The organism is Streptomyces sp. NPDC107522 (assembly GCF_055657525.1).
This window is the reverse complement of sequence record NZ_JBVKAU010000005.1, coordinates 178659-200709: the sequence shown is the minus strand read 5'-3', so window position 1 is coordinate 200709 and position 22051 is coordinate 178659. Positions and strand designations below refer to the sequence as shown.

Below are 22051 nucleotides of genomic sequence, written 5' to 3'. Positions count from 1 at the left end.
GTCGCCCACCCCGACACCCTGTACCCCGTCGATCGCGAGCAGGTCTCGTTCATGGCGCGCCTTCACTCGCTCGACGCGTTGGGCACGCTGGACTCGTTGAACTCGCTGCAACAGGTTCACCGCATCAACGCTACTCCGGTCGCATCCAGGACGCGAGAGATGGGCGTCACAAGTGAGTATCGAGGGGTCCCTGCGCAGAGCATGCCAACAGCCCGGTGGCTCCCCTCCTCAAGTACCAACGCTCCAGAGTCGCCCCGCTGACTGAATATGCCCCCCTGCCTCTTCACCACCAGTTGGCGTGACAGCATCACCCAGCCACGACGATATCGGCAGCGTATCGTACTGTCCGTAGCCACGACTTCACCGACAGTGGCGCCTGACGTCCTGCCGTGAGCATGGACTCGCATTCGGCGCTTCGGGCCGCGAGGTCTCCCGACCTTTATCGGCTCAGCGCAGACGGCGGCACTCACCAGTGATCGTTCAACGCTCGCCATGGCCACATCAACTTGGTTATCTGCTCCATCGAACGACAGGTCTACCCATGAATCCAGCTCGCCGATTTGATCGCCGCTATTGCCGCCGTCGATAGCGGCTGGCTGAAGGATTGCATCTCCCCTCGCGCCCTCATTCTCGCATGCTAGAACGTGGTTATTGCTGACGATAAAGAAATCATTCCAGCGATGGGCGACAAATCCTAGAGTTCCCACTACGCTGCCGTCTCGCGCTACCCCCAATGACACGCCGCTGGGGGCAGGGCGGTGTCGAGACATTTCCACGAGGGCCTCAAACTCGCCGCTTTCGATAACCTTCGTGGGGATGTGGTCGTACTTTTCGGGAATCCGACTTTCCGGTGCAACGGAAGCGGGATCTTCTTTCCTGATCACAAAGAACGCCAAGCATAGGGCGCCGTCGCCTGGCTCCGCAATTCCTACCCCTGCTATGTTCTCGAAACTGCGCAACTGAGAATCTTTAGCCTTGAGCGCTTGCGCGCAGGGCTCCCAAAGGAATTGGTTTTCGGCAGCCTCGAGGACTTCCAATGCTCTGAGATACTCTCGATCGGTCATATAATCATCATGCTCCCGAAGTCTGTGGGTGTCCACGTGGAGAAGAGGGCCGCCGGGATGCACCCTAAATAGGAGAACGTTCAATCGGTGTTGAAGGCGGTGTCAGTTCGCCAAGGGCAGCACTGTGGCCACCGGTCGCCGTTGGGCAGCCTCGGGCAACGGCTATCCGTAGCCACAGGCCCGAGCCGCAAGAGGGCCTCTTCCTCCTTGATAACGAGCTCACGACCGAGAAGTACGAGGAGCTGCACGAGACCTGGGGAGGCGCCCACCTCGAACCCGACCGCACCTTCACCTGGCTCCACAGCGAACAGCTGCCAGAGTCAACAACGCTCGTGATCAATACACCTAGCCACTTGAGTGAGCCGTCCCGAAGCTGGGCCGTCTCTGGGCCGTTCGGCGGCGGCCGAGGTCGACCGACGGCGACCGACATTGACAACCGAGCCAGAGCCGCAAGCAGCGAAGCGCCTGGTCAGGGCCGGTCAGGGATACGCGTTTTCCCCCAGGGGTAGCCGTCGGGCAACATGAGGTGTCTCTCATCAGCTCCCACGGGCCCGTCACCCGCACTGCGACTGGACCGCAAACCTGCTGCGCTCGGGGCATCGTCCTCCGTACCGTCGTGCCATGCCAGGCCAGAAGACAGACGTCGCCGCGCAGCTCGCCAGTAGGTGCATCAGCCGCACACTGGGCGTCCAGGTCGAGCTGAATGACACGGACGGCCGACAGGGAGCGCACGACCTGCTGTTGAACTACGAGGGACGCACCATCGCCGTCGAGGTCAAGCTCATCGTGGACCCGCGGCACCGGGCTGCAGACACCAAGTCGAGCCAGCTTGGGTACACGCTTCTCCCGGACCTCACATACTCGTGGACCGTACATCTCGCCCAACAGAAGAAGTGGAAGCACGCGCTGGCTCGCACTCCCTCGCTCCTCGTTGAACTGGAGACACGTGGAGCCATCCCACGCACGGCGCATCACTTTTGGCAGCATGATGTCGAGCTTCTCTTGGAGTTCGAGCGGCTCGGCATCGACGCAGTGTTCTGCATACCACCAACAGAGAAGCACCCACCGGGTTACTACGTGATGCCGGCGTCGTGGGGCGGGGCCGTACCAGAGATAGACCAGGCTGTTTCATCCGCCTGCGAACTGATGGGCAGCCAGGCTATGACCAAACTGCGGAAGCAGCTGGCAGCAGCGGACGCTGCCGAACGGCACGCCTTCCTGATCTACGGGTGGGAGTACATGGAGGCGGTCCCCTTGAGCCAAGAAGGAGAGCTCCCACGTCTCGCACCCATGTTGCCACGAGGCATAGACGGAGTATGGCTGTCGACAACGGCAAGCGACAGCCCAGCCATCGCGTGGACGGCACAGGCTGGCTGGTTCCGGGCCGCGCCGATGGGGTAACCGCGGATGCAAGCCGCTTCGACTGCCCTCCGCTCAGACGCCCGCGTGGTGACGGCTCGTGATGGAATCCAGCCGCGCGCGGAGGGCACAACGAGGGCACAACGCCTTCAGACTGGCTCAACGGCAACCAACGCCGCCAAACGCCATTTACCCTGGTCAGCGACGCCGCTTGACAGCCTCCGCAGCTGATGCAGTAGAGGGCGGCACCCCCGCACAGGGTGCCGCCCTCCTTAGTGCACCGGAGCCGCCGCCCATCGGTCTTGAGGGTCGGGGACGGGCGACAGCTCCGGAGTTCAGTGGCCGTAGGGCCTACCGCTGACCGGCGTTGGGACTACCGGTGGTCGCTGCCCTCCGACTGCGTCGCCGCACGCCCCGCCTCGAGGCGCGCCACCGGGATCCGGAACGGCGAGCAGGAGACGTAGTCGAGGCCGACCTCGTGGAAGAAGTGCACCGACTCGGGGTCGCCGCCGTGCTCGCCGCAGACGCCGAGCTTGAGGTCGGGGCGGGTCTCACGGCCCGCCTTCGCCGCGGCCGCGACCAGCGAGCCCACGCCGTCCTTGTCGATCGTCTCGAACGGGCTGACGCCGAAGATGCCCTTCTCCAGGTAGGCCGTGAAGAAGCTCGCCTCCACGTCGTCCCGGCTGAAGCCCCACACCGTCTGGGTGAGGTCGTTCGTGCCGAAGGAGAAGAACTCCGCCGCCTCCGCGATCTGACCGGCGGTCAGCGCGGCGCGCGGCAGCTCGATCATCGTGCCGATCGACAGCTTGAGCGACGTACCGGTCGCGGCCTCGACCTCCGCGATCACCGCGTCGGCCTCCTCGCGGACGATCTCCAGCTCCTGGACGGTGCCGACGAGCGGGATCATGATCTCGGCGCGCGGGTCGCCCTTGGCGTTCTTGCGCTCGGCCGCGGCCTCGGCGATGGCGCGGACCTGCATGGTGAACAGGCCCGGGATGACGAGACCGAGGCGTACGCCGCGCAGACCCAGCATCGGGTTCTGCTCGTGCAGGCGGTGGACCGCCTGGAGCAGGCGCAGGTCGTTCTCGTGGGACTCCTGGCGGGACTCCGCGAGGGCCACACGGACCGACAGCTCGGTGATGTCCGGCAGGAACTCGTGCAGCGGCGGGTCGAGGAGACGGATCGTCACCGGCAGCCCGTCCATCGCGGAGAACAGCTCGACGAAGTCCTTCTTCTGCAGCGGCAGCAGCTCCGCCAGCGCGGCCTCGCGCTCCTCCTGGGTGTCCGCGAGGATCAGCTTCTCGACCATCTCGCGGCGCTCGCCCAGGAACATGTGCTCCGTACGGCACAGACCGATGCCCTGCGCGCCGAAGCGACGGGCGCGCATCGCGTCCTCGGCGTTGTCCGCGTTGGCCCGGACCCGAAGCCGGCGCTTGCGGTCGGCGAAGGCCATGATCCGGTGCACGGCCTCGACCAGCTCGTCGGCGTCGTTGGCACCCGCGTGCATCCGGCCCTCGAAGTACTCCACGACGGGGGAGGGGACCACCGGGACCTCGCCCAGGTAGACCTTGCCGGACGACCCGTCGATCGAGATGACGTCGCCCTCCTCCACCACGTGCCCGCCGGGGACGGTCATACGGCGCCGCTTGGTGTCGACCTCGAGCTCCTCCGCGCCGCACACGCACGTCTTGCCCATGCCGCGCGCGACGACGGCCGCGTGGGACGTCTTGCCGCCCCGGCTGGTCAGGATGCCCTCGGCCGCGATCATGCCGTCGAGGTCGTCGGGGTTGGTCTCCCGGCGGACCAGGATGACCTTCTCGCCCGAACGCGACCACTTCACCGCGGTGTACGAGTCGAAGACCGCCTTGCCGACCGCCGCACCCGGCGACGCCGCGATGCCCCGGCCGACCTGCTCGACCTTCGCCTCGTCGTCGAACTTCGGGAACATCAGCTGGGCGAGCTGGGCGCCGTTGACGCGCTGGAGCGCCTCCGCCTCGTCGATCAGGCCCTGGTCGACGAGCTGCGTGGCGATACGGAAGGCCGCGCCCGCCGTGCGCTTGCCGACGCGGGTCTGGAGCATCCACAGCTGACCGCGCTCGATCGTGAACTCGATGTCGCAGAGGTCCTTGTAGTGGGTCTCGAGCGTCCGCATGATCTGCATCAGCTGGTCGTACGACTTCTTGTCGATCGTCTCCAGCTCCGCGAGCGGGACGGTGTTGCGGATGCCCGCCACCACGTCCTCGCCCTGGGCGTTCTGGAGGTAGTCGCCGTAGACGCCCTGGTGGCCGGAGGCGGGGTCACGCGTGAACGCCACGCCCGTACCCGAGTCCGGGCCCAGGTTGCCGAAGACCATCGAACAGACGTTGACGGCCGTGCCCAGGTCGTGCGGGATGCGCTCCTGGCGTCGGTAGAGCTTCGCGCGGTCGCCGTTCCACGAGTCGAAGACCGCCTTGATGGCGAGGTCCATCTGCTCGCGCGGGTCCTGCGGGAAGTCCCGGCCGGCCTCCTTCTTGACGATCTTCTTGAAGGCGGTGACCAGCTTCTTCAGGTCGGCGGCCTCCAGGTCGGTGTCGACCGTGACCTTCTTGGCCTCCTTGGCCTTTTCGAGGGCCTCCTCGAAGAGGTCGCCGTCGACGCCGAGGACGGTCTTGCCGAACATCTGGATGAGGCGCCGGTAGGAGTCCCAGGCGAACCGCTCGTCGCCGGCCTGGTCGGCGAGGCCCTTCACGGACTTGTCGGAGAGTCCGATGTTGAGGACCGTGTCCATCATGCCGGGCATGGAGAACTTCGCGCCGGAACGGACCGAGACGAGCAGGGGGTTGTCGGGCTGGCCGAGCTTCTTGCCCATCTTCGTCTCGAGGGCGTCGAGGTGCGCACTCACCTCGTCACGCAGTGCCGCCGGCTCCTCGCCACTGTCGAGGTAGACCTTGCAGGCTTCCGTCGTGATCGTGAAGCCCGGGGGAACAGGGAGTCCCAGGTTGGTCATCTCGGCGAGGTTCGCGCCCTTGCCACCCAGGAGGTCCTTGAGGTCCTTGTTTCCCTCGGTGAAGTCGTAAACGAACTTCGCTACGTGGGGTTCTTTGTTTTCCGACACGGTCTCGACTCCCTCGAGGACGCGGTGGCTGCCCTGACGGCGAGGAACATACCCAGATCGAAGGCGCCTGGGTACGTCCACTCACGCGTCATGCGCCCGTAACCACTCGTCCGCCAGCGGATCGAAAGTCAAAGCTTGGCAAGCAGAGACAGGCGGATGTTTTCACTTCTTGAACACAAGGGCGCCCACAGGCGCCGCTTTCCGCTCAGATGAGCGGCCATCCTGCACGTCTGATTTCGATCGATGAACGATCAAGGGGTGGCACCGAGTGCCACCCCTTGGAGAAGTGCAGCCGCTCAAGATCCGCTCATCTGAGCGCAACCCTTATCAAGGGTGGCGAGAATCACGCTGCCACAGCGAGCCGGATTTCACCATGCGGACGTCATGCGGACGCGTCTCAAGACAGAAACCCGGACGTCACACGCCCATCGCCAGCAGCCGTTCCTCCACCCGCTCCGGCGCGTACAGATGCTCCACGACCAGCGCCCCGGCCCCCACCAGCCCGGCCCGCTCCCCCAGCCGCGAGGTCACGACGTCCAGATGAGCGGTGGAGCGGGGCAGCGCCCGCTGGTAGAGCAGCTCCCGCACCCCGGTGAGGAAGGCGGTTCCGGCCAGATCCCCGGCGATCATCAGCACCCCGGGGTTGAGCAGCGTCACGACCGTCGCCAGCACGTCCCCGACCTGCCGCCCGGCCTCCCGCGCGAGCGCCGCCGCCCCCGGGTGCCCGGACGCCAGCAGGTCCCGCACATCCGAGCCGGAGGCCGCCGGCACCCCGTCCTCGGCCAGCCGCCGGGCCACGGCACCGCCACTGGCGACGGCGGCCAGGCAGCCGTACGCCCCACAGCGGCACAGCGCGTCGGCGCCCACCCGGATGTGCCCGATGTCGCCCGCGCCCCCGTCGATGCCCCGGTACACCGAGCCGTCCACGACGACCCCCGCACCGATACCCGTCGACACCTTGACCAGCACGAACGCCGAGCAGTCGGGGTAACCGGTGCGCTGTTCGCCGTATGCCATGAGGTTGGCGTCGTTGTCGACGAGGACCGGCACGGCCCCGGCCCCCGTGTGCTCCGTGAAGGCCCGCGCCAGCCGGCCTGTTATGTCGTAGCCGTCCCAGCCCGGCATGATCGGCGGCTGGACGACCCGGCCGGTCTCACTGTCCACCGGCCCCGGCGCCGCGAGCCCGATGCCGCACACCTCGTCGGCCCGGCGGCCGGCCTTCTCCAGCAGCTCCGCGAACCAGCGCCCCAGCTCGCCCAGCACCGCGTCCGGCCCGTCCTCGACGACCAGCGTGCCGCTGTGCTCGGCGAATATCTCGCCGGTCAGCGACAGGACGGCAGCGCGTGCGTGCCGGGTGTCCAGGTCGGCGGCCAGGACGACCGCGTGCTCGCCGTCGAACTCCAGGGTGATGGAGGGGCGTCCGCCCAGCGGGGAGTCCACGGGCCCGCCGGCGCCCTCGCGCAGCCAGCCCGCGCGGAAGAGGCGGTCGAGGCGCTGGCCGACGGTGGCGCGGGAGAGGCCGGTTGCCTGCTGGAGGGCGCCGCGCGTGGTGGCGCGCCCGCTGCGGACGAGTGCGAGCAGATCGCCGACGCCCGCCTGACTACCGCTCTTCGTCGTCCTGCCCGTCCGACCCGGCTGACCGGTCATGCGCACCCCCTTGTGTTTCTCAACCCTGCATTACATATTGGGTTTTGCGTGTTAAATAGACGTAACCCTACGGTAGCCATGACCGAACCGGTCGGCCGGACGTCTTTCGGGGAGCTCCGAGTGGATCGCACTGCCCAGCTCACAGCCCGTCGCGCCGAGCGTGACATTGCATACGATCCGCCGCCCGCGGCCGGTTCGCTGCACGTCAGGGCCGCCCGGGTGCTGGAGACCAACTGGACCGGCACCTCGACGGTGCCCTCGCGCGGCCTGTATCCGCACCAGTGGTCCTGGGACTCGGCGTTCATCGCGATCGGCCTCAGGCACCTGTCGCCGTTACGGGCGCAGACGGAGCTGGAGACGCTGCTCGACGCCCAGTGGGGTGACGGGCGGATCCCGCACATCGTCTTCAACCCCTCCGTACCGCTCGACGCCTACTTCCCGAGCCCCGACTTCTGGCGCTCCTCGACCGCGGGGCGCGCTGCGGGCGCCCCGCGCACCGTACAGACCTCGGGCATCGTGCAGCCACCGGTGCATGCGCTGGCCGCGTGGCTGGTGCACTGCGCCGACCCGGGACTGTCCCGGGCGCGCGGGTTCCTCACCCGGGTGTATCCCCGCCTGGCGGCCTGGCACCGCTATCTGCTGCACCGGCGGGACCTGGGCGGGGGCGGCCTGGCGTCCGTCGTGCACCCCTGGGAACAGGGTATGGACAACAGCCCCTGCTGGGACGCGCCGTTGAGCAGGGTCACGCCCGCCCCGGCCCGCTCCTTCCGCCGCGCCGACCTCGACCACGGGGCGGCCGAGGACCGGCCGACGGATCTGGACTACGGGCGGTATGTGCGGCTGGCGACGGACTACCGGGACCAGGGATACGCCGACGGTGGCGGGGACTTCGCCGTGGAGGACCCCGCGTTCAACGCCCTGCTCATCGCCTCCGAGCACGCGCTGGCCCGGATCGCACGGGAGCTGGGCGCGACGGGCACGGCCCGGCACGCACGCGCCGAACGGCTTACGGCGGCACTGATCGACCGCATGTGGGACCCGGCGGAGGGGATGTTCTTCTGCCGCGACGTACGCGGCGGCGGACCGGCCGGGGAGCTGATCCCGGAACGCAGCGTCTCCGGCCTGATCCCCCTCCTCCTGCCCACCCTCCCGCGCGACATCACCGCCGCCCTGGTCCGCACGGCCCGCGGCCCGCACTTCGGCCTCGGCGACACCACCCGCCTCGCCCCGTCGTACGACCTCCTCGGCGAGGCCTTCGACCCACACCGCTACTGGCGGGGCCCGGCCTGGTTCAACACCAACTGGCTGCTGGAGCGCGGCCTGCGCACCCACGGCGAGCGGCAGCGTGCCGACGCCCTGCGCGCGGCGGCACTGGACCTGGCCGACGCCTCCGACTTCGCCGAGTACGTCGACCCGTACACCGGCGAGGCCTGCGGAGCGACCGGCTTCGGCTGGACCGCCGCGCTCACGCTCGACCTGCTGCACAGCGGCCCCACAGGCACTGCGGTCCCGGAAGTCACTGTCACTGCAGTCTCGGAAGTCAAGGGAGGTAACCGGGGATGACGGACCGGCATCATCTGCTCGTGTACGGGGGCACGTTCGCCGCCGTGGGTGACGGCGGGGACATCAGCGGGGTGCGGGGCGTCGGCTCCCCGGACGGGTTATTCGTACGCGACGCCCGGCACCTGAGCCGCTGGCAGCTCACGGTGGACGGGGCCGTGCCCGAGGCCCTCTCGCCGGTCGCCGACGGGGACACGGCCCGCTGTGTCCTGGTCCCGCGCGGCGGCCGCAACGAACCCCCGGCCTACACCCTCTTCCGCGAACAGGCGGTCGGAGACGCCTCGTTCGTCGAATCGCTCCGCGTGACCAGCAACCGCCCGGTCCCGACGACGGTCCACCTCGCCATCACCGCCGACGCCGACTTCACCGACCAGTTCGAGCTCCGCTCCGACCACCGCACCTACGCCAAGACGGGCGCCACCCGCTCCCGCCAAGTCCTGGACCACGGCGTGGAGTTCGCCTACCAGCGCGGCGAATGGCGCTCGATCACAACGGTGACGGCCGACCCGGCCCCCGACGGCGTCGAGGAGACCGGCACCGGCGCCCGCCGCCTGGTCTGGGCCCTGGACCTGGAACCGCACGGCACAGCGGAACTGACCCTCCGGGTGATGGCCCGCCCGCACGGCGACAAACGGGCCCTGCGCGTACCGCGCTCCCCCGCCGCGCTCACCGGCCAACTCCTGGCGCTGGAGGGCGAGTTCGTGGAGGGCGTGGCCTTCCCGACGGGCTGGCCGGAGCTGGCCGCCGCCTGCGCCCGTGGCCTGGCCGACCTGGCCTCGCTCCAGGTCCCGGCGACGGGCCCGGACGGGGAGGAGCTGCGCGTCCCGGCCGCAGGAGCCCCCTGGTTCCTGACCCTGCTGGGCCGCGACGCCCTCCTGACCTCGCTCTTCGCCCTCCCCTACCGCCCGCAGCTGGCCGCCGCCACTCTCCCGGCACTCGCGGCGACCCAGGCGACGGAGACCGGCATCGACGCCGTGTCCCAGCCGGGCAAGATCGTGCACGAGGTACGCCACGGTGAGCTGGCGCACTTCGGGCAGGTGCCGTACGGCCGTTACTACGGCTCGGTGGACGCGACGCCGCTGTTCCTGATCCTGCTGGGCGCGTACGTGGAACAGACGGCCGACACGGCCCTGGCCGGCCGCCTGGAGCCCAACGCCCGCGCGGCGATCGCCTGGATGCTGGACCACGGCGGGCTGACCTCCCGCGGCTACCTGGTCTACCGGGCCGACCAGGGCGGCCTCGCCAACCAGAACTGGAAGGACTCCCCCGGTGCCATCTGCTCCGCCGACGGCACCCGCCCCGGCGGCCCGGTGATGGCGGCGGGCGCCCAGGGCTATGCGTACGACGCCCTGCGCCGCACGGCATGGCTGTCCCGCACGGTGTGGCAGGACGAGACCTACGCGGCCCTTCTGGAACAGGCGGCGGCCGACCTCCGCGACCGTTTCCAACGGGACTTCTGGATGCCGGATCACTCCTTCCCCGCGCTGGCGCTGGACGGCGGGGGCCGGCAGGTGGACGCGCTCGCCTCGGACGCGGGGCATCTGCTCTGGTCCGGCCTGCTGGACAAGGAGTACGGCGAGCTGGTGGGCCGCCGCCTCCTGGAGCCGGACTTCTTCTCGGGCTGGGGAGTCCGCACCCTGGCGTCCGGCCAGCCGGCCTACCACCCCCTCTCCTACCACCGGGGCTCGGTCTGGCCGCACGACAACGCCCTCATCGCCCTGGGCCTGGCCCGCTACGGCCTCCACGACGAGGCCCGCACGGTCGCCCACGCCCTGGTCGACGCGGCGACGACCACCGGCCACCGGCTCCCGGAGGTCCTCGCGGGCTACGGCCGCGACACCCACGCGGAACCGGTGCCCTACCCGCACGCCTGCGTCCGCGAATCCCGCTCGGCAGCGGCCCCGCTGGCGCTGCTGACGGCGGTGGGAGGGGCGTAGAAGGGCTGCCGCGAGGCCGTTGGCCTGGTGTTTGCCCGGCGTTTGCCGAGCGCTGGGCCACCGGGGCTGAACACGGGCTGGGGCCCGACCGTACGGGATGACGGCGGGCCCCCAGCCTCCCCAGCGAGGCCCGCCGCACCACCTTCACCAGGGGCCTCGCACGGAAGGACCTTCGGGTGCCTGTCTTCACGCGCCTACGTCAACTGCCGGACAAGAACGATGACTTGACTGTCGAGGTCCCCGAACGTACCGACGACTCACTGACAGCCGGCGATGGTGAGGAAGCCCCACAGGGGTCGCCGGTCAGGAAATACCTCCGCTGGACCGTCACCGCCCTCGCCGCCGCCCTCATCCACATCTGCCTGCAGATGCCGAACACCCTCGGCAACCTCAAACCCACGGAGTTCATGCGCCTCCCCGCGGAGGCCATCATCGGAGCAGCCGTACTCCTCACCCTTCCCCGCCGCCCCCGCCTGATCACCGCAGCGATCTCCGGCGCCGCCCTGGGCGCCCTCACCGCCCTGAACATCCTCGACATCGGCTACAACGAATACCTGGGCCGGCACTTCAACATCGTCCTGGACTGGGAACTCCTGGACGACGCCCAGTCGTACATGAAGGACTCCCTCGGCGGCACGACCACCGTCCTCCTCACGATCGGCGTCGTCCTCCTGGCCGTAGCCCTCATAGCGGCCGTCGCCCTGGCCACCGTACGCATCGCCGACCTCCTGGCCCGCCACAAGGCGGACGCGTCCAGGGGCGCCCTGATCGCCGGCACCGTATGGATCACGTGCACGGCGTTCGGTCTCCAGGTCGCGGGCGTACCGATCGCCGCGGACCACACCGCCGGCGTCATCAAGGTCCACGCACGCCGGGCGATGGACACCCTCCGCGACGAGGCGGCGTTCGCGAAGGAGGCGAAGGCGGACACCTTCGGCGACACACCGCCCGACCAGCTGGTGCCGGACCTGCGCGGCAAGGACGTGATCTTCACGTTCATCGAGAGCTACGGCCGCAGCGCACTGGAAGACCCGCTGATCGCCCCCGGCGTGACCAGCACCCTGGACACCAGCACCACAGCCCTCGCGAAGGCCGGCTTCCACGCGAAGAGCGGCTGGCTGACGTCGGCGACGTACGGCGGCAGCAGCTGGCTGGGCCACTCCACCACGCTCTCCGGCCTGTGGATCGACAACCAGCAGCGCTACCGCACCGTGATGGCCAGCGACCACCTCAGCCTCACCAAGGCCTTCCAGAAGACCGGCGACTGGGACACGGTCGGCATCATGCCGGGCGTGCAGAAGGGCTGGCCGGAACAGAAGTACTACGGCCTCGACAAGGTCTACAACGCCTTCCAACTCGGCTACAAGGGACCAAAGTTCAGCTGGTCGACGATGCCCGACCAGTACGCGCTCGAAGCCTTCCAGCGCCAGGTCCACGGCAAGGAGCGCGACAAGCCCCTGATGTCGGAGATCATCCTGACCTCCAGCCACCAGCCCTGGGCCCCGATCCCGAAGATGGTCGACTGGGACGACCTGGGCGACGGCTCGCTCTTCAAGCCCATCCAGCGGGCAGGCACGAACCCCGCGGACATCATCTCCGACTCCACCCGCTCCAAGCAGGAGTACGGCAAGTCGATCGCGTACTCGGTGACCAGCCTCACCCAGTGGCTGGAGCGCTACGGCACCGACGACACGGTCCTCGTCTTCCTCGGCGACCACCAGCCCATCTCCCGGGTGAGCGGAGCGAAGGCCAGCCGGGACGTCCCGATCTCGATCGTCGCCAAGGACCCCAAGGTCCTGGACAAGATCGCCGCCTGGAACTGGACGGACGGCCTCCAACCCGGCCCCAAGGCCCCCGTGTGGAAGATGAGCTCCTTCCGGGACCGCTTCCTGACGGCCTACGGCTCGACTCCAAACCCGTCGAAGTAGCGCCCGGGGGCGATAAAGTTCCTCGCCCCCGCCGCCCCTACCCGTCCCATCCTGAAGGGGCTCCGCCCCCTGGACCCCCGCCGGCCCTGAACGGGCCTCGTCCTCAAACGCCGGACGGGCTGAAAGACGCCGACCGGCGTTGAGAGGGCACCGGACGACGGGCAGGGCATCCCGGAGCGGAGGCGCGTATCCCCACGGGCCCGCAGCCGCCCACGGCGGGAAGGGGACGTGTCGGGGGGTGTCCGCCCGCAGTGGCCGGCGTCAACACGCAGCACCTCCCGGCCTGAGCCCAGCCGCCGGTCCGAGGACGGACACCCCCCGGCACGGCCCCGACCCACAAACCACCCGCAGGCGCTACGCGCACCCCCACCGAACCCGCACAGGCGCCGCAGGCATCAACGCGCACCCCCACCACCGCCGGAGACACACCACCTCAGCCCCCGGACGTGTCCAGCTCCGCGTCCTCGCTCACGCCCGCGCAGTCGTACGGGTCCTTGAGCCAACCGTCCGGCAGCACCACGCGGTTGTTGCCGGACGTACGGCCGCGCGGCCCGTCGGCGCCGGCCGGCCACGGCTGGTCGAGGTCCAACTCGTCCAGCCCGGACCGGAGTTCATCAAGGGAGGACGTAATCGCGAGCCGCTTGCGCATCTCCGAACCGACCGCGAACCCCTTCAGGTACCAGGCCACGTGCTTGCGGAAGTCGATGACACCGCGCGCCTCGTCGCCGATCCACTCGCCGAGCAACGTGGCGTGCCGGACCATGACGTCGGCGACCTCATGCAACCGCGGCCTCGCGATGTCCTGATCCCGCCCCTCGAAGGCAGCCACCAGATCCGCGAACAACCACGGCCGCCCCAGGCACCCCCGCCCGACCACGACCCCGTCGCACCCGGTCTCCCGCACCATCCGCACGGCATCCTCGGCCGACCAGATGTCCCCGTTGCCGAGCACGGGAATCTCCGGCACATGCTCCTTGAGCCGCGCGATGGCGTCCCAGTCCGCCGTGCCGCCGTAGTGCTGGGCAGCCGTACGCCCGTGCAGCGCGATCGCGGTCACGCCCTCCTCGACGGCGATCCGCCCGGCGTCGAGGTAGGTGATGTGGTCGTCGTCGATGCCCTTGCGCATCTTCATCGTGACCGGAAGGTCACCGGCCCCACTGACAGCTTCCCGCAGGATCGCGCGCAGCAGATTCCGCTTGTACGGCAGCGCGGACCCGCCGCCCTTCCGGGTCACCTTCGGCACCGGGCACCCGAAGTTCAGGTCGATGTGATCGGCCAGCCCCTCCTCCGCGATCATGCGGACGGCTTTGCCGACGGTGGCCGGGTCGACTCCGTACAGCTGGATCGAGCGCGGCTTCTCGGTCGCGTCGAAGTGGATCAGCTGCATGGTCTTCTCGTTGCGCTCGACCAGTGCCCGGGTCGTGATCATCTCGCTGACGAACAGCCCCTTGCCCCCACTGAACTCCCGGCACAGCGTGCGGAAGGGCGCGTTGGTGATCCCGGCCATGGGGGCCAGGACGACGGGCGGCTGGACGGTGTGCGGGCCGATCTGCAGGGGCGTGGCGGTCGTGGGCATTCCCCCATTGTCGCGTACGCCGAAGCATGCAGCCGTCATCGGTCAGGAGAGTCATTAGTTAGACGCACTATTGAAATCGGCGTACCCTGGAGCCCATGCCCGAGCTCACCCCTCGCCGACGCCTGCTGGTCCTCGCGATCTGCTGTATGAGTCTGCTGATCGTGAGCCTCGACAACACCGTGCTCAACGTCGCCCTGCCCGCCCTGCAGCGCGACCTCCACGCGAGCACGTCCGGCCTGCAGTGGACGATCGACGCGTACACCCTCGTCCTCGCCTCGTTGCTGATGCTGGCCGGTTCCACGGCGGACCGCATCGGGCGCAAGCGCGTCTTCATGGCGGGCCTGATCGTCTTCACCATCGGCTCGGCCCTGTGCTCCCTCGCCCCGAACCTCGACGCGCTGATCGCCTTCCGCATGGTGCAGGCGGTGGGCGGTTCGATGCTCAACCCGGTCGCGATGTCGATCATCACCAACACCTTCACGGACCCGCGGGAGCGGGCTCGGGCGATCGGCGTGTGGGGTGGCGTGGTCGGCATCTCCATGGCCGCGGGCCCGCTGGTCGGCGGCCTGCTGGTGGAGTCGGTCGGCTGGCGGTCGATCTTCTGGGTCAACCTCCCGGTGGGCCTCGCGGCGCTGCTGCTCACCCTCCGCCACGTCCCCGAGTCCCGCGCCGCGAAGGCACGCCGCGCCGATCCGGTCGGCCAGGTGCTGGTCATCGCCCTGTTCGGCTCACTGACGTACGCGATCATCGCGGCGCCCACCGCACCGGCCGGCGAGATCCTGCTGCTCGGCGGCATCGCCCTGACCGCGCTGACCGCCCTCCTCGTCTACGAGCCCCGCCGCGCCGAACCCCTCATAGACCTGCGCTTCTTCCGGTCGGCGCCGTTCAGCGGGGCCACGGTGATCGCGATCAGCGCGTTCGCGGCGCTCGGCGGGTTCCTGTTCCTGTCCACGCTGTATCTGCAGAACGTCCGCGGGCTGAACGCCCTGCACGCGGGCCTGTGGATGCTGCCGATGGCCGCGCTGTGCTTCGTCTGCGCACCGGTCGCGGGACGGGTGGTCGGCAACCGGGGGCCTCGGCTTCCGCTGCTGATCGCGGGGGTGTCGATGACGGCGTGCGGAGTGCTGTTCGCGGCGTTCGAGGCGGAGACCGCGAACGCCACGCTGGTCCTCGGATACGTCCTGTTCGGGCTCGGCTTCGGGTTCGTCAACGCGCCCATCACCAACACGGCGGTGTCCGGGATGCCGCGTGCCCAGGCGGGCGTTGCGGCCGCCGTCGCCTCGACCAGCCGTCAGTTGGGCCAGACGCTGGGGGTCGCCGTCGTCGGGGCCGTGCTGGCTTCGGGGGTGGGGGCCGCGTCGTACCGGACCGCGTTCGTCGGTGCCGCTCGGCCGGCGTGGTGGATCGTTGCGGGGTGTGGACTTGCGGTGCTGGTCGTGGGGTTGGTGACCAGTGGGGGGTGGGCTCGGGGGACGGCTGAGCGTACGGCTGAGCGGTTGGAGTCGGGGGAAGTGCGCGAAGCGTCGAGCGTCGTTGCGTAGATGGGCGGCTGACAGCCGGTGGGGGCTGGTCGCGCAGTGCCCGCGCCCCTCAGGGCGCTGCCCTTGCCAGCGTTATTTCGTGCAGCTTCTCCAGCTTCTCCTTCGATTCCCCGTCCGCCGGCACGTACGTCACCATCCGCGGCCCCACCTCCGGGCTCAGCCACAGGTCCGTGTGGTCGACCACGATGCGGCCGACGTGGGGGTTGAGGAACTCCTTCCTCTTCGTGCGGTGTGCCACCACCTCATGGCGGTCCCACGCCTCGCAGAACTCGGCGGACTCCGTGCGCAGGCGTTTGAGGAGCATCTTCCAGGCGGGCTCGCCGAGATGGCCGGCCATCGCGGCGCGGAAGCGGGCCGCCATCAGGCGTTGGGTCTCCGTCAGGTGCACGATCGACGAGCGCCACTCCTCGTGCGTGTACGAAAGGATCATGCAGTTGCGGTCCTCCGGCGGCACCGCGTCCAGGTCGCACAACAGCAGCCCGTAGGTGCGGTTGTAGGCGAGGATGTCGTAGCGGCTGTTCTGCAGGCAGGCCGGATACGGCTCCAGTTGCTCCAGTACGGCCCGCATGGCCGGGGTCACCGAAGGGCAGGTCGTCGCCGGGGTCGGATCGACCGCGCCGGCCAGCTGGAAGAGGTGGGAACGCTCGCTGGGATCCAGCAGCAGCGTGCGGGCCAGGGCGTCCAGGACCTGGACGGAGACCTGGATGTCGCGGGCCTGCTCCAGCCACGTGTACCAGGTGACGCCGACCGCGGAGAGGTGGGCGACCTCCTCGCGGCGCAGGCCCGGTGTGCGGCGACGGCGGCCGCGGGGCAGGCCGACCTGCTCGGGCGTGATGTGTTCGCGGCGGTGGCGCAGGAAGGCGGCGAGTTCGTGCCGCCGGACCGCCGACGCGGTCGTGCCCTGCGGGGTCACCGTCTCCTGGGTCATGGTCGTCACGCCTCCAGCCTGGCGCCGTACGGAAGCTGTTTCCAGGTAGTGCTTGTACCAGGATAAGGAGGCTCTGGTACCAGTCTGGGCCCGCGCACAGCCTGGTACTCGTGACCGAAACAACCATTCCACGTCAGGTCCGCTCCCCCGCCTCCGCGTCACCCTCGCTCGGCGGCCTGGGGCTCTTCACGGTGCTGCTGGCGGCGGCACTCCCTCTCATCGACTTCTTCATCGTCAACGTCGCCCTGCCCACCATCGGCCACGACCTCGCGGCGAGCGAGGCCGTGCTCGAACTGGTCGTCGCCGGCTACGGGTTGGCGTACGCCGTCCTGCTCGTCCTCGGCGGACGGCTCGGTGACCTGTTCGGCCGGCGCCGGCTCTTCATCGGCGGCATGGCGGCCTTCGGGCTGACCTCGCTCGCGTGCGGGCTCGCGCCCAGCGCCTGGACGCTGGTCGCGGCGCGGGTCGCGCAGGGCGCGGCGTCGGCGGCGATGCTGCCGCAGGTGCTGGCCACCATCCAGGCGGCCACGTCGGGGCCCCGGCGCGCGAAGGCCATGGGGCTGTACGGCGCGACGGCCGGCCTGTCCATGGTGGCGGGCCAGATCCTCGGCGGGATCCTCGTCGCCGCCGACATCGCGGGCACCGGCTGGCGCTCGGTGTTCCTGGTGAACGTCCCCGTCGTCCTCGTCGGCCTGTTCCTGGCCGCCCGCGCCGTCCCGGAGACCCGCTCGCAGCACCCGGAGCCGGTGGACGGACCCGGCACGGTCCTGCTCGCCGTCTCCCTCCTCACGCTCCTGGCCCCGCTCACCGAGGGCCGTGCGGCGGGCTGGCCGCTGTGGACGTGGCTGTCGCTGGCGGCGTTCCCGTTCGTGGCGGCGGCGTTCTACGCGGTGGAGCGCAGGGCGGACCGTCAGGGCCGTACGCCGCTGGTCCCGCCGAGCCTGTTCGCCCTCGTCTCCCTCCGCCGCGGTCTGGTGATGATCGTGCCGTTCTCGATCGGCTTCAGCGGCTTCATGTTCGTGATCGCGGTGGCGTTGCAGCAGGGAGCGGGCCGCGGTCCGGTCGCGGCGGGGCTGGCGCTCGCGCCCATGGCGGTGGTGTTCTTCTTCGTCTCGCTGGCCGGCCCGCGGCTGGTGGCCCGCTACGGCACCCGGGTGGTGACCGCCGGTGCGGCGGTCCAGGCGGTGGGCGTGGCCCTGATGGCCCTGGCCGCCTGGCGCTCCTGGCCGGACCTCGGCCTCGTCGAACTGCTCCCCGGCGCTGCCATCGCCGGTGCGGGCCAGGCCCTTCAACTCCCCGTCGTCTTCCGGATCGTCCTCTCCGAGGTCCCGGCGGCGCGGGCGGGCGTGGGCAGCGGAGTGATGATCACGACCCAGCAGTCCGCCCTGGCACTCGGCGTGGCGACCCTCGGCACCCTCTTCCTCTCCCTGGTTCCGGGGCTGGGCATGCGGGACGCCCTGGTGACCACGCTCCTGGTCCAGTTGGCCGGTGTGGCACTGACGGGGCTGCTCAGCCTCCGTCTGCCGCGCACCGTCGGCTGACCAACATGTGAGGGTGTGGCCACAGGTTGGTCAACGCGCCGGTCAAGAGTCCCTGTTGATGTTGGTCTTGCTGCACACTCACTGCTGCGCGCGGCCGCTCGGGGCCGTGCGCAACGGACTCGATGTCCTCGGACGCTGGAGGCGTCATGCTGGAGATCAACACGAGCAAGGTGAGCCGCTGGGACCAACACGGACGGGAGCACGTCGTACGAGTGGAGCGCAAAGGCCCGCAGCGCACGGTCAGATGCGACACCTGCGGCTGGCGCAAGGGCGCCCAGTTCCTGCCCTGGCTGAAGGCGGAGGAACATCTGGCGGAGGCCCACCAGGCGACGGTGGACCCGACGGAGGCGCAGCAGGAGCGATGACGTTCATACGTCTCTACGGCCCCGAGGACCGGGAGTCCCTGGAAGACATCTGCATCCGCACGGCACACGAGGGCGGCGACAGCCGGCCGCACTACAAAGACCCCGGCATCTTCCCGACGACCTTCGCGCTGCCGTACGTCGCCCTGGAACCGGACCTCGCCTTCGTCCTGGACGACGGTCACGGCCGGGCGGTCGGCTACCTCCTCGGCGCCGCGGACACCCCCCGCTTCGTGGCGGCGTTCCGCACCAAGTGGCTGCCCTCGGCCGCCGAAAGCCACCCCGGGCCGCCCGGCCCTCCGACCACCTCGTCCACCCCGTCCACCCCGGACGAGGAGATGATCCGGCTCCTGCACCACCCGGAGCGCATGCTCGTCCCGGAAGTCGCCGCCTACCCGGCCCACCTCCACATCGACCTGCTCCCCGACTGGCAGGGCCGGGGCCACGGCCGCGCCCTGATGCGCACCCTGTTGCAGGCCCTGCGGGACAAGGGAGTCCCGGCCGTGCACCTCTCCATGGTCACGGCCAACACCCCGGCCAGGGCCTTCTACGACCGCCTGGGCTTCCACGAGATCGCGGTGCCGGACCCGGGCCCGGTCACCTACCTCGGCCGTACGACGCGGGAGCTCGACACCCTCTGACAGCTCAGTCGCGGGCCCGCAGCCCCCGGACCAAGAGGTCCACGAGCGCCTCGAAGTCCCTCTCCGCGCCCGGCTGTTCCCACTCCTTGGCGTAGCCCGGGTCGTGGAAGCGGCCCGTGGCCTGGAAGAGGGCGCGGGCGGTGGCCGCCGGGTCCTCGGCGAGGAAGACGCCCGAGTCGGCACCGGCCCGCACGATCTCGGTCAGCTGGCCGGTGAGTTCGGCGATGTGCTCGCTGACGACCGTTTCGAAGGCCTCGGCGGCCAGCACCGAGTACGTGGCGAAGAGCTCCGGATCGTCGCCCGCCTTGCGGCGCTTGGCGGCGAAGAGGGCCGCGAGCCAGTCACGCAGCCGGGACTCGGGGTCGCCGTCGGACGTCACGATCCCGGCCAGTTCCTCCGTCGTACGGTCCAGCCACCTCTTCGTCACCGCCTCCCGCAGCGCCGCCTTCGTACGGAAGTGCCGGTAGACGCTGCCGTGGCTGACGCCGAGCGCGCGGGCCACGTCGACCACGGTGGCCTTGGCCGGGCCGTGGCGGCGCAGCACCTCCTCGGTGGCTTCGAGGATGCGCTCGGCGGTCAGGGTCTCGGAGGTCGGTGCCATGAGTCAGACCGTACCCGGCAGCCCGGGCACTACTTGCTGCCGAGGTGGGACATCAGTGCGGTCGGGTAGCGGTCGCCCGCGGCGGCGTCCGCCGGTACGGCCTCCTCGATCGCCGCCAGGTCGGCCGCGTCCAGCGTGACGTCCAGCGCGCCCAGCGACTCGGTGAGCCGCTCGCGGGTGCGGGCGCCGACGAGCGGCACGATGTCCTCGCCGCGGGAGAGCACCCAGGCGATGGCGATCTGGGCGACCGAGACGCCCTTCTGCTCGGCGATCTTCCGCAGCGCCTCGACGAGGTTCAGGTTGTGCTGGAGGTTCTCGCCCTGGAAGCGCGGCGACACCGCCCGGAAGTCGTTCGCGGCGAGCTGCCGCTCGCGGGTGAAGTGGCCGGAGATCAGGCCGCGGGACAGGACACCGTACGCGGTGATGGAGATGCCCAGCTCACGGGTGGCCGGCAGGACCGACTCCTCGATGCCGCGGGAGATGAGCGCGTACTCGATCTGGAGGTCGGCGATCGGGGCGGTGGCGGCGGCCCGGCGGATGGTCTCGGCGCCGACCTCGCTCAGGCCGATGTGCCGGACCCAGCCCTTCTCGACCAGTTCGGCGATCGCACCGACGGTCTCCTCGATCGGCACCTGCGGGTCGAGGCGGGAGGGGCGGTAGACGTCGATGTGGTCGACGCCGAGGCGCTGGAGGGAGTACGCGGCGAAGTTCTTCACGGCGGCCGGGCGGCCGTCGAAGCCGGACCAGCCGCCGTCCGGGTCTCGCAGGGCGCCGAACTTCACGCTGACCAGCGCGTTCTCACGGAGGGCGGCCGGGGCGGTGCGCAGGGCCTCGCCGATCAGCAGCTCGTTGTGGCCCATGCCGTAGAAGTCGCCGGTGTCGAGGAGGGTGATTCCCGCCTCCAGGGCGGCGTGCAGGGTGGCGATCGACTCGGGGCGGTCCGCATCGCCGTACATCCCGGACATGCCCATGCAGCCGAGGCCGAGGGCGGAGACCTGGAGGCCGGTGGTTCCGAGGGTTCGGGTTCGCATCGTCATGGCTCCACGATGACATGACAGCTGACAGATTTCAATATCTGTCAGCTGTCATTCGTCAGCCATGTGCGCCGGCCCCCTTGGATGCGAATTGGTCCAGACCTATTGACTAAAGGTCTGGACCGCGCAACTGTCATGCCCACCACACCTCACCGCACCCCCACCGGGAGGCCCCGCATGATCCGCCGCGCCCTCAGCCTGCTCACCGCAGCGCTCGCGACCGCCTGTCTCACCCAGCTCCCCACGGCGCCCACCGCCTCCGGCGCAGCCTCCGCCGACACCTGCGCCGTGAAGTCGAAGCCGTCCGGCAAGGTCCTCCAGGGCTACTGGGAGAACTGGGACGGCGCCGCCAACGGCGTCCACCCGCCCTTCGGCTGGACCCCGATCACCGACTCCCGCATCCCCGCGCACGGCTACAACGTGATCAACGCGGCGTTCCCGGTCATCCGCTCCGACGGCACGGCGCTCTGGGAGAACGGCATGGACACGGGCGTGAAGGTGGCGACCCCGGCGGAGATGTGCGCGGCGAAGGCGTCGGGGCAGACGATCCTGTTGTCGATCGGCGGAGCGGCGGCGGGCATCGACCTGAGCTCGACCGCCGTCGCGGACCGCTTCGTGGCGACGATCGTCCCGATCCTGAAGAAGTACAACTTCGACGGCATCGACATAGACATCGAGACGGGCCTGGTCGGCAGTGGCAACATCGGCCAACTCTCCACGTCCCAGGCAAATTTGATCCGCATCATCGACGGCGTACTGGCGCAGATGCCCTCGAACTTCGGCCTGACGATGGCACCGGAGACGGCATACGTCACGGGCGGCAGCGTGACGTACGGCTCGATCTGGGGCGCCTACCTGCCGATCATCAAGAAGTACGCCGACAACGGCCGCCTGTGGTGGCTGAACATGCAGTACTACAACGGCAGCATGTACGGCTGCTCCGGCGACTCCTACTCCGCCGGCACCGTCGAGGGCTTCGTCGCCCAGACCGACTGCCTCAACAAGGGGCTGGTCATCCAGGGCACCACCATCAAGGTCCCGTACGACAAGCAGGTACCGGGCCTGCCCGCACAGCCCGGCGCGGGCGGCGGCCACATGTCACCGTCTCTCGTCGCCCAGGCCTGGCGGCACTACGGCACCGCGCTCAAGGGCCTGATGACCTGGTCGATCAACTGGGACGGCTCGAAGAACTGGACGTTCGGCGACAACGTGAAGGCACTGCAGGGCCGTTGAGCCTC

15 protein-coding genes are annotated in these 22051 nt (G+C 69.6%); 9 read left to right on the top strand and 6 right to left on the bottom strand.

Annotation, left to right across the window (positions count from 1 at the left end):
* Positions 1-1685 precede the first annotated feature (1685 nt).
* Positions 1686-2465 carry a hypothetical protein gene (locus ACZ7L6_RS18020; RefSeq protein WP_471924890.1) on the top strand — a complete coding sequence of 260 codons (780 nt, stop codon included), beginning with the start codon at positions 1686-1688 and terminating at the stop codon, positions 2463-2465.
* Between the two features lie 331 nt (positions 2466-2796).
* Here the strand turns inward: ACZ7L6_RS18020 and ppdK are convergent, their stop codons facing one another.
* Both ppdK and ACZ7L6_RS18010 read right to left on the bottom strand, forming a co-directional pair.
* Positions 2797-5517, bottom strand: a complete 2721-nt coding sequence (ppdK, locus tag ACZ7L6_RS18015) for a pyruvate, phosphate dikinase (RefSeq protein ID WP_471924888.1) — start codon at positions 5515-5517, stop codon at positions 2797-2799.
* Between the two features lie 417 nt (positions 5518-5934).
* Positions 5935-7164 carry an ROK family protein gene (locus ACZ7L6_RS18010; RefSeq protein ID WP_471924886.1) on the bottom strand — a complete coding sequence of 410 codons (1230 nt, stop codon included), beginning with the start codon at positions 7162-7164 and terminating at the stop codon, positions 5935-5937.
* A gap of 120 nt (positions 7165-7284) precedes the next feature.
* Between ACZ7L6_RS18010 and ACZ7L6_RS18005 the strand changes: the two genes are divergently transcribed.
* The 3 genes from ACZ7L6_RS18005 to ACZ7L6_RS17995 all read left to right on the top strand — a co-directional run bounded on the left by ACZ7L6_RS18005 (position 7285) and on the right by ACZ7L6_RS17995 (position 12589).
* The gene (locus tag ACZ7L6_RS18005) at positions 7285-8727 is read left to right on the top strand and encodes an MGH1-like glycoside hydrolase domain-containing protein (RefSeq protein ID WP_471924884.1); all 1443 of its coding nucleotides are present in this window, start codon (positions 7285-7287) and stop codon (positions 8725-8727) included.
* Positions 8724-10661, top strand: a complete 1938-nt coding sequence (locus tag ACZ7L6_RS18000; protein ID WP_471924882.1) for an amylo-alpha-1,6-glucosidase — start codon at positions 8724-8726, stop codon at positions 10659-10661. The genes ACZ7L6_RS18005 and ACZ7L6_RS18000 overlap by 4 nt, the downstream gene beginning before the upstream one ends.
* 176 nt (positions 10662-10837) lie before the next feature.
* Positions 10838-12589: an alkaline phosphatase family protein gene (locus tag ACZ7L6_RS17995; protein WP_471924880.1), complete on the top strand. Its 1752-nt coding sequence runs from the start codon at positions 10838-10840 to the stop codon at positions 12587-12589.
* 433 nt (positions 12590-13022) lie between these two features.
* Here ACZ7L6_RS17995 and dusB read toward each other — a convergent pair whose 3' ends face one another.
* Positions 13023-14165, bottom strand: a complete 1143-nt coding sequence (gene dusB / locus ACZ7L6_RS17990) for a tRNA dihydrouridine synthase DusB (RefSeq protein ID WP_471924878.1) — start codon at positions 14163-14165, stop codon at positions 13023-13025.
* Between the two features lie 95 nt (positions 14166-14260).
* On the opposite strand from dusB, the gene ACZ7L6_RS17985 reads away from it, so the two are divergent.
* On the top strand, positions 14261-15706 hold the full coding sequence (locus ACZ7L6_RS17985; protein ID WP_471924876.1) for an MFS transporter: 1446 nt from the start codon (positions 14261-14263) through the stop codon (positions 15704-15706).
* Positions 15707-15755: 49 nt separating this feature from the next.
* Here ACZ7L6_RS17985 and ACZ7L6_RS17980 read toward each other — a convergent pair whose 3' ends face one another.
* On the bottom strand, positions 15756-16634 hold the full coding sequence (locus ACZ7L6_RS17980; RefSeq protein ID WP_471925671.1) for a helix-turn-helix transcriptional regulator: 879 nt from the start codon (positions 16632-16634) through the stop codon (positions 15756-15758).
* Between the two features lie 110 nt (positions 16635-16744).
* Here ACZ7L6_RS17980 and ACZ7L6_RS17975 point away from each other — a divergent pair, with 110 nt between their 5' ends.
* The 3 genes from ACZ7L6_RS17975 (at position 16745) to ACZ7L6_RS17965 (ending at position 19178) form a co-directional block, all read left to right on the top strand.
* Positions 16745-18175 (top strand): MFS transporter, encoded by a 1431-nt coding sequence (locus ACZ7L6_RS17975; RefSeq protein WP_471924874.1) that lies wholly within the window; start codon positions 16745-16747, stop codon positions 18173-18175.
* A gap of 146 nt (positions 18176-18321) precedes the next feature.
* The gene (locus tag ACZ7L6_RS17970) at positions 18322-18540 is read left to right on the top strand and encodes a hypothetical protein (RefSeq protein WP_398818137.1); all 219 of its coding nucleotides are present in this window, start codon (positions 18322-18324) and stop codon (positions 18538-18540) included.
* On the top strand, positions 18537-19178 hold the full coding sequence (locus ACZ7L6_RS17965) for a GNAT family N-acetyltransferase (protein ID WP_471924872.1): 642 nt from the start codon (positions 18537-18539) through the stop codon (positions 19176-19178). The genes ACZ7L6_RS17970 and ACZ7L6_RS17965 overlap by 4 nt, the downstream gene beginning before the upstream one ends.
* Positions 19179-19182: 4 nt before the next feature.
* Here the strand turns inward: ACZ7L6_RS17965 and ACZ7L6_RS17960 are convergent, their stop codons facing one another.
* Together ACZ7L6_RS17960 and ACZ7L6_RS17955 are read right to left on the bottom strand one after the other, a co-directional pair.
* Positions 19183-19779, bottom strand: a complete 597-nt coding sequence (locus ACZ7L6_RS17960) for a TetR/AcrR family transcriptional regulator (RefSeq protein ID WP_471924870.1) — start codon at positions 19777-19779, stop codon at positions 19183-19185.
* Positions 19780-19808: 29 nt separating this feature from the next.
* Positions 19809-20816 (bottom strand): aldo/keto reductase, encoded by a 1008-nt coding sequence (locus ACZ7L6_RS17955; RefSeq protein ID WP_471924868.1) that lies wholly within the window; start codon positions 20814-20816, stop codon positions 19809-19811.
* A 174-nt stretch (positions 20817-20990) separates the two neighbouring features.
* On the opposite strand from ACZ7L6_RS17955, the gene ACZ7L6_RS17950 reads away from it, so the two are divergent.
* Positions 20991-22046, top strand: a complete 1056-nt coding sequence (locus ACZ7L6_RS17950; RefSeq protein ID WP_471924866.1) for a chitinase — start codon at positions 20991-20993, stop codon at positions 22044-22046.
* Positions 22047-22051 lie beyond the last annotated feature (5 nt).